This window comes from Phyllobacterium sp. (genome assembly GCF_037994425.1).
Classification (GTDB): domain Bacteria; phylum Pseudomonadota; class Alphaproteobacteria; order Rhizobiales; family Rhizobiaceae; genus Phyllobacterium.
Genome location: NZ_JBBNAM010000404.1, coordinates 1 through 6337, shown reverse-complemented (window position 1 = coordinate 6337; position 6337 = coordinate 1). Strand labels below are relative to the sequence as shown.

At 56.1% G+C, this 6337-nt stretch carries 8 protein-coding genes; 4 read left to right on the top strand and 4 right to left on the bottom strand.

What is annotated here, in order from left to right; translation table 11 throughout:
- The first annotated feature begins 284 nt into the window (after positions 1-284).
- Complete coding sequence (locus AAAB35_RS26840) at positions 285-959, top strand: hypothetical protein (protein WP_340671383.1); 675 nt, start codon at positions 285-287, stop codon at positions 957-959.
- 111 nt (positions 960-1070) lie between these two features.
- On the opposite strand, the gene AAAB35_RS26835 is transcribed toward AAAB35_RS26840, so the two are convergent.
- Entirely contained in the window at positions 1071-1544 is a 474-nt protein-coding gene (locus AAAB35_RS26835) for a DUF992 domain-containing protein (RefSeq protein WP_340671382.1), read from the bottom strand.
- A 432-nt stretch (positions 1545-1976) separates the two neighbouring features.
- On the opposite strand from AAAB35_RS26835, the gene AAAB35_RS26830 reads away from it, so the two are divergent.
- Positions 1977-2477 (top strand): ion channel, encoded by a 501-nt coding sequence (locus AAAB35_RS26830; protein WP_340671381.1) that lies wholly within the window; start codon positions 1977-1979, stop codon positions 2475-2477.
- Between the two features lie 12 nt (positions 2478-2489).
- Here the strand turns inward: AAAB35_RS26830 and AAAB35_RS26825 are convergent, their stop codons facing one another.
- Positions 2490-4133 carry a winged helix-turn-helix domain-containing protein gene (locus tag AAAB35_RS26825; protein ID WP_340671380.1) on the bottom strand — a complete coding sequence of 548 codons (1644 nt, stop codon included), beginning with the start codon at positions 4131-4133 and terminating at the stop codon, positions 2490-2492.
- A gap of 187 nt (positions 4134-4320) precedes the next feature.
- Between AAAB35_RS26825 and AAAB35_RS26820 the strand changes: the two genes are divergently transcribed.
- Positions 4321-4542: a hypothetical protein gene (locus AAAB35_RS26820; protein ID WP_340671379.1), complete on the top strand. Its 222-nt coding sequence runs from the start codon at positions 4321-4323 to the stop codon at positions 4540-4542.
- A gap of 24 nt (positions 4543-4566) precedes the next feature.
- On the opposite strand, the gene AAAB35_RS26815 is transcribed toward AAAB35_RS26820, so the two are convergent.
- A complete protein-coding gene (locus tag AAAB35_RS26815; RefSeq protein ID WP_340671378.1) occupies positions 4567-4995 on the bottom strand; it encodes a DUF2721 domain-containing protein in 429 nt (142 codons plus the stop codon).
- 299 nt (positions 4996-5294) lie between these two features.
- Here AAAB35_RS26815 and AAAB35_RS26810 point away from each other — a divergent pair, with 299 nt between their 5' ends.
- Entirely contained in the window at positions 5295-5957 is a 663-nt protein-coding gene (locus AAAB35_RS26810; protein ID WP_340671377.1) for a hypothetical protein, read from the top strand.
- Positions 5958-6021: 64 nt separating this feature from the next.
- Here the strand turns inward: AAAB35_RS26810 and AAAB35_RS26805 are convergent.
- Positions 6022-6337, bottom strand: a 316-nt coding sequence (locus AAAB35_RS26805; RefSeq protein ID WP_340671376.1) for a hypothetical protein, incomplete at its 5' end; no start/stop codon positions are given.

Below are 6337 nucleotides of genomic sequence, written 5' to 3'. Positions count from 1 at the left end.
CCATCAGTGTGAGGGACGACCGCCGTCTTACCAAGCAAACCGCGAGCGCAGCGCGCCGCTCAAAATCGCCGTAGTGAAGTGAGCAGTTGGCCTGGCAGCCCGTTACCCCATCTAGGCGGTCGCAAGCTACTCCGGACCGAGCGCGTTTGTGTATCAGGGATCGCGCCTGATCCGCGACGAGATCAACCAACCAAGGGCGTGTAACCGTTACGTACTTTTTATGCGGCCGACATTGACCCACATTACGAGAGGAGAGCTTTTTCATTAATGCTGGAGGCGCACAAATGCGAGTTCTGGGAAGCGGAAAGGCACACGACGAGCTAGCTGGAATGGCGGTTTTGCTTTTGGGTCTCGCAGGCACGCTCGCAACCACCCCAGCTTTGGCGGATGATCTGATGTTGACGGGATTTCCTTCGATCGTCCTTTCCGGCGGCTCGGCAAAGGCCCAAACCAGACCCATGCAAAAACCCTTTGACAATGAGATGAAGACGAGCGCGATGGATGTCGTCCTCGAAAGGACGACGCTCGACGATATCGTCGCGAGGTTCGGAGGCACGATCCACAAACGCGGCAATCGCGCCGCTTCGATCGGTTGGATCTGTTATGAAGTCAAGGTTGGCGACCACTTCGATCGACATTGGTTCATTGCCGATGGCAGTTCCGATGAGGGCGAGAACGTCCTGACGACGATTGCGGGAGAAGAAGGCGACAAGCCGCAGGCTGGTTGCGAACTCGGTGCGGAAGAGTTGGCCAGTTGGACGCTGCCGGTGCCCGACCTCAAGGCGGGCAGGAAGGAACTTGATACGGCATTCGGAACCGCCACCGATAATGGTATCATTCGCTACGCGCACCTTGGCCGTCCGGATGCAAAGGGGCATGCGAAGCTCCAAGCTCTGGCCTATCGCTTGAAAGACGGACAGGTGAACGGCGTCGCGCTCAGTCAGCACACAACCAAATAATAAAACGCCCCCAAAGTATCGACCTCTGACTAACCAATGCCGTTCGGCTCACAATCCGTCGCACCGCGAAAACTTTCCAGATCCCGGATTCACCGACCAACTCTAGGGGAGTCACTGTGCCGGGTTTAGCGTAACGGTCGTCACCCCTCCGGCAAAGTTTATGCCCTCCTGCCCTTCCACGGATATGGGTTGCAGGGAAAACGCCCGGCCGGTGCCGCCAGTGAGAATATTTGCACCTGCGCCAGGGCCCACTGAGGCGTTTGCACCGACGCCGGCGTAGGTGCCGGCAAGTGCTCCGGCGGGAAGTCCGCCGGTGGCTGCGACGACGCCCCAAATGAGATGCCCCCCTGCAACCTCGCCGACTGCCACTCCAAATTGGTCTATCGACCCTGTGTATTTGTCCGCACTGCCACCTTTGTCCTGCATGAACGTGCAGGTCAGCTTCTGCTTTTCGACGACGAACATCCCTATGCCCTTAGACACGTCGCATGACAATGTTCCGATCTGGGTAGATTCCGCGTTTGCGCCGAATGGAATAAGCGCAACGATACAGCCAAAGCATGCCTTGTGGAGGAAAGTCATCATTGTATCTCCTTCGCCACTATTGCCAGTCCCCGGACGATATCGATAAGATCTTCGTAACAGCCCTGGTGTGAAGTACGTAACTGTTACAGCATTGGACATTCTGGTACCTTGGCAACGCCGGATACCGCTCCGATATTGTTGATCAAAAAGCTAGGACGCGATAACCAATTCTTTGCGCGCCCAATAAACAGCGTTGGCACGAATCTGAAATGTGGCGCAGATTAATTAGCTGGTGATTGTTGAAGCAACGGATGATTTCTTCAGCGCCGATGGATGGGAGGGGATTCGATGCGGCGTCGCACCAATAATCGCATGTCTCTCTACCTCACCGACTTGGGACGCTCGTTGGCCTAGTGTGTCAATCCGTCTTCCCATGAAAACACGACCCCGAAACGACCGCCGCTTTGGTTGCACTAGATTGTGGGTGACAAAATGAACGACCTTTCAGTCCCCGATCCGGTTCTGGAAATTGCTGTCGGCACTCTGATATTGATCGTGGTCATTTTCGTGCACGGGGCCGGAATCCGAGCAATCAACCTGCGCTTCAGCAAAGCCTGGGTCAAAGTGAGCAGCAGCACTTCGCATTGGCGGATCAACCTTTTGCTCGCCGCGACAATTGCTTCCCTATCGGCGCTGCATTTCACCGAGACCCTCATTTGGGCCGTTCCAATTTATATGAGAGGGTTCATTCCCTCCATGCGCGACAGTTATTATTACGTCCTGGAAAGCTATACGACACTTGGCCAAGGCAACATCAGCATGCCTGATCGGTGGCGTCTGATCGGACCAGTCATAGCGATATCGGGCTTGTTCACATTCGGCTGGACGGGGAGCGTACTAGTCAGCATCATGACCGAATTCGGCAAGCTCGACCGCGAGCGGGCTGAGGGACCGAAGAAGCGCGCCCATTCTGAAGAGGACCCCGAACTGTGATTCTTGACGCTCTTACTGCAACGGTAGTCCGATCCTCGCGAGATCGGCGATTTCGCCATCCGTGATCTTGGTGTCGGCATAGTAGCTCAAGTCACGCCAGCGGGCCTGCGTGAAGGATGGTTGAATCACCAGAGCCTTGCTTACCATGCTTTTCGCTTCCTCATGCCGTCCCACCCGTGCGAGACTGATTGCCATCGTGAGGTACGCCATAGGCGCTGCGAAACTCTGGCTCTCGTAAACAGCAACGGATTCTGCAGGTTTGCCCGCTACCTGCAAGGCCCAAGCTTTGGAAAGATGCAGATTGCTGTTGCTGCGGGGATCGAGGGCAATCGCCTTGTTGAGAATCTCTATCGCCTGAAGCGGATTACCGGCCATCGTCAGAACTTCACTGAGATCCCCGAACATGCGGGCGTCGTTTGGCGCGAGGGAAATAGCAGCCTGCGCTTCTCGCACGGCACCGGCGAAGTCTCGCTCCTGGCTAAGCACAAGGGCAAGAAGCCAGTGGCCCGTTCGCAACTCCAAAGGGGTCAGATTATCCTGCGCCATCGCCTTCCGGACAAGTCGTGCCGAATGTGCAAAATCTTCGTTGGGACTCTCGCTGAAACCGTAATAGGCGGACTTATGGTAGTTCCATGCGAGCTTTATCTGCAGTAGTGCGGAATTGGGGAATTTGCTCAAGCCCTCTACCCAGACCTTGCGCGACCGATCCAGGGCAGACCGGTCTCCGGCATTTACAAAGATGTCCAAGCCGCGCAAATAGTAATCGTATTCATCAAGTGAAGTCGCGTCCTTGCGCCAAACCTCGCCAAATTGAGCCTGCTTGATCTTGCCTACCTCGCCCGTGATGGAGGCAATGATTTTGCCCGCGACCTTGTCCTGAAGCTTCCACGGATCGCTTTCGAGCTCATCGAACCGTTGTGCCCACAGATGCTGTCCGGTCTTGGCGTCGTTAAGCTGGGCAACAAGACGAAGACGGTCGCCCTCCCTCCGGACGCTCCCTTCGAGAACAAAGTCCGCGCCAAGTTCCACCCCGACCTTGCGCACGTCGACGGGCGATCTTCCAAACGTGAACGATGAATTGCGGGCGATAACACTGATATCCGGCGCGCTGGCGAGCATGGAAATGAGATCCTCCGCCAGCCCGTCGCCAAGATATCGCAGGTTCCTTTCCGGACTCATATCGTCAAAAGGCAGCACTGCAACAACTGGAGTTCGGTCGCGCAGGGGTTGCGGCCGCTCCAACAACCACCACGCCAAAACTGTCGCGATCACCAGCGACAGAAAAAGCCCCGATAAGAAAAAGGACCGGGAATTCAGTCCTCCGGCTGTCGAGCCTGCATCGGCTGAGATCATCAACCGATAGCCGCGCTTCGGCACAGTCTTCAGTATCGCTTGGCTTTCGTCGTGGAGTGCGCGGCGAATTTCGTGGATGCACTGGACGATGCTGTCGTCCGTAACCGCCAACCCGCGCCATATAGACTGTATCAATTCGTCCTTGGTCACAACACGATTGGCGTTTTCGGCGAGAAGCCGAAGTACGGCAAAGGATTGCGGTCTGAGATCGATCGAGTTCCCCGCCCGATCGCACATTGTCTCTCGTTCGAAATCGACAACAATACCGTTGATGGTCAGGGTCGGAATGCCTTGTGTGTCCATGCCTTTTCCTCCCCAAGCATGGATAGCCGCCAACCATTTTAGCACATCGCCGCGCCCATGCGTCGACCGCTCGCGCATTCGATCGGTAAATCTCGTGAGAATTCGTCAGATTTCGCACCGCACTCGTTACTTCGCGCCGCTGTCAGCCGACAATTTTCGAGGCCCGAGCTCTGTTAGGAGAAACAAGATGATCGAACTCGTCATAGCCGCCTGTCTCATGTCTGGAGACTGCCGGGAAACACGGTTGAGTTTTGAGGCACGCAACGTATCGCTGATGACTTGTCTGATCGCGGGACAGACCGCAATCGCCAAGTGGCAAAGTCAGAATCCGGACTCGAAAGTCAAACGCTGGTCCTGCGCTGTCAAGCGCCAGTCGCCGATGGACTTTAGCGGTCCGCCGAACGATTGAACGGTCGCGGCAATCTCCCAGAGATCAGTGGTGGTGATCGTGCTCGCTCAGTGCAATTCTCACATCCTGCAAGAATCGGAACAGACATCCGACCAGCAAGCAAAGAGACACGATAAACAATGCGCCCGCGCCCGGCTCATGGCGGTAGCCCATAAAAGCCACTACAAACCCCACGAGCAACAGGACGGCAATTCCGATCGCACCGACGACCGCGAGCTGCAGAGCCTGATTCAATAAGATCTCGCGGCGTTTCAGCCGGGCGATATCGGCCTTGAGCCACGTGCGTGTGGTGTCATCATCGGCAATCTGATTGAGGTTTCTGATCCGGTCGGTCACCCCTGCCATCCGATTGATCAGGATGGACACGAGAGCCGCAATGGCGGCCAGCAGGAAAACCGGAGCCACGGCATGGGAAATCATGGTTGAAAGTTGGTCGACGTCGACGGGCACCATTTGATTGCCTGTTGTTGCGCGATGGTGGTCTTCTCGACACGAAGATGCCACCGATTGATACGCTCGGCAAACATGCTTCGCACAGCATCTTCACTAAAAGTCAGCGCTGCGGCCAACAACGCTCTTGTTGCCATTCTGCAGGGAGATTACGCTGCGATGCGATCTTTTCGAGAGAGGGCACGCTCAAAAGCCATCCAACTTTGGGCGGGGGAAGCCATGGAAACGCCGGTCGTGCCGAAACCGTACATCCGCTCTCACGTCCGATGCCTGTCCGACGATGGGAAATATGCGAGCACCAGATGTCGGTGAGAGAGCGCGACCATCATGTCCACGACGAGCCGCGCTGGATCCCCATCCTTGCAATATTGGCCGTGCTCGGCTTGCTGACAGTTCTGCCTCACCACGTGCATGTGTTGCCGGTTTGGATTTCCCACATCGTGGCGCTTGCCGTCCTTGTGCCGATGACCGCTGTTACACTGACCGGGCGTCCTTTCTGGGCAAGGGTAGAACGAACCGCAATTATGCTTCTTGCGGCCGCCTATGCTGTCAACACCGCGGCCGAACTGGGAGATATGATCGGTATCATCACGCTTCATCCACCGGAAACCCGTGCGGTCTCACTTCTCTCGTCGTCCCTGGCAATCTGGGTCACGAATGTTTTGACCTTCTCGCTGCTTTACTGGCAAATCGGTCGTGGCGGGCCAACCGCGCGGGCGGGGCAGGCACGCTCGGAGCCGGACTGGTTGTTTCCACAGGCCGCGGCGCCTGAAGTGGCACCGGCTGATTGGTGCCCATTGTTCCTCGACTACCTGTTTTTGGGATTCAATACTGCGACCGCGTTTAGTCCCACTGATGTCCTGCCGCTTACCCGGCGCGCAAAGATGCTGATGATGCTGGAGAGCGCGATTTCACTGTTGACCCTTGTCATCGTCGCCGCCCGAGCGGTCAACGTTCTGCCATAAAGCGGCGAACACCCATCAAGCGCCCTTGATTGGTATTGAGACTCAAGATTGATTGTCATCAACATCAATTCTCCATATGGGCCTCATGCTTATCCAAGAGGGTGAAAACCGCACGTCTCGAGTTGATCTGGTCCTTGCGGCAATACTGTCGTTCGTAGCGGGAACGGTGAACAGCGCCGGTTATTTCGCTTTTGGCTATTTTTCCGCGAACATGACCGGCAACGTATCGTTGATTTCTGATCACATATCGATCGGACAACTTGTTATCGCCGCGGCCTTCGCGTCCATCGTCGTGCTTTTTGTCCTCGGGGCGTTCGCGGCTTCGCTCTTTATCCAACTGGGCAAACATAAGAACTGGCGCAGGGTCTATGCTCTCACAC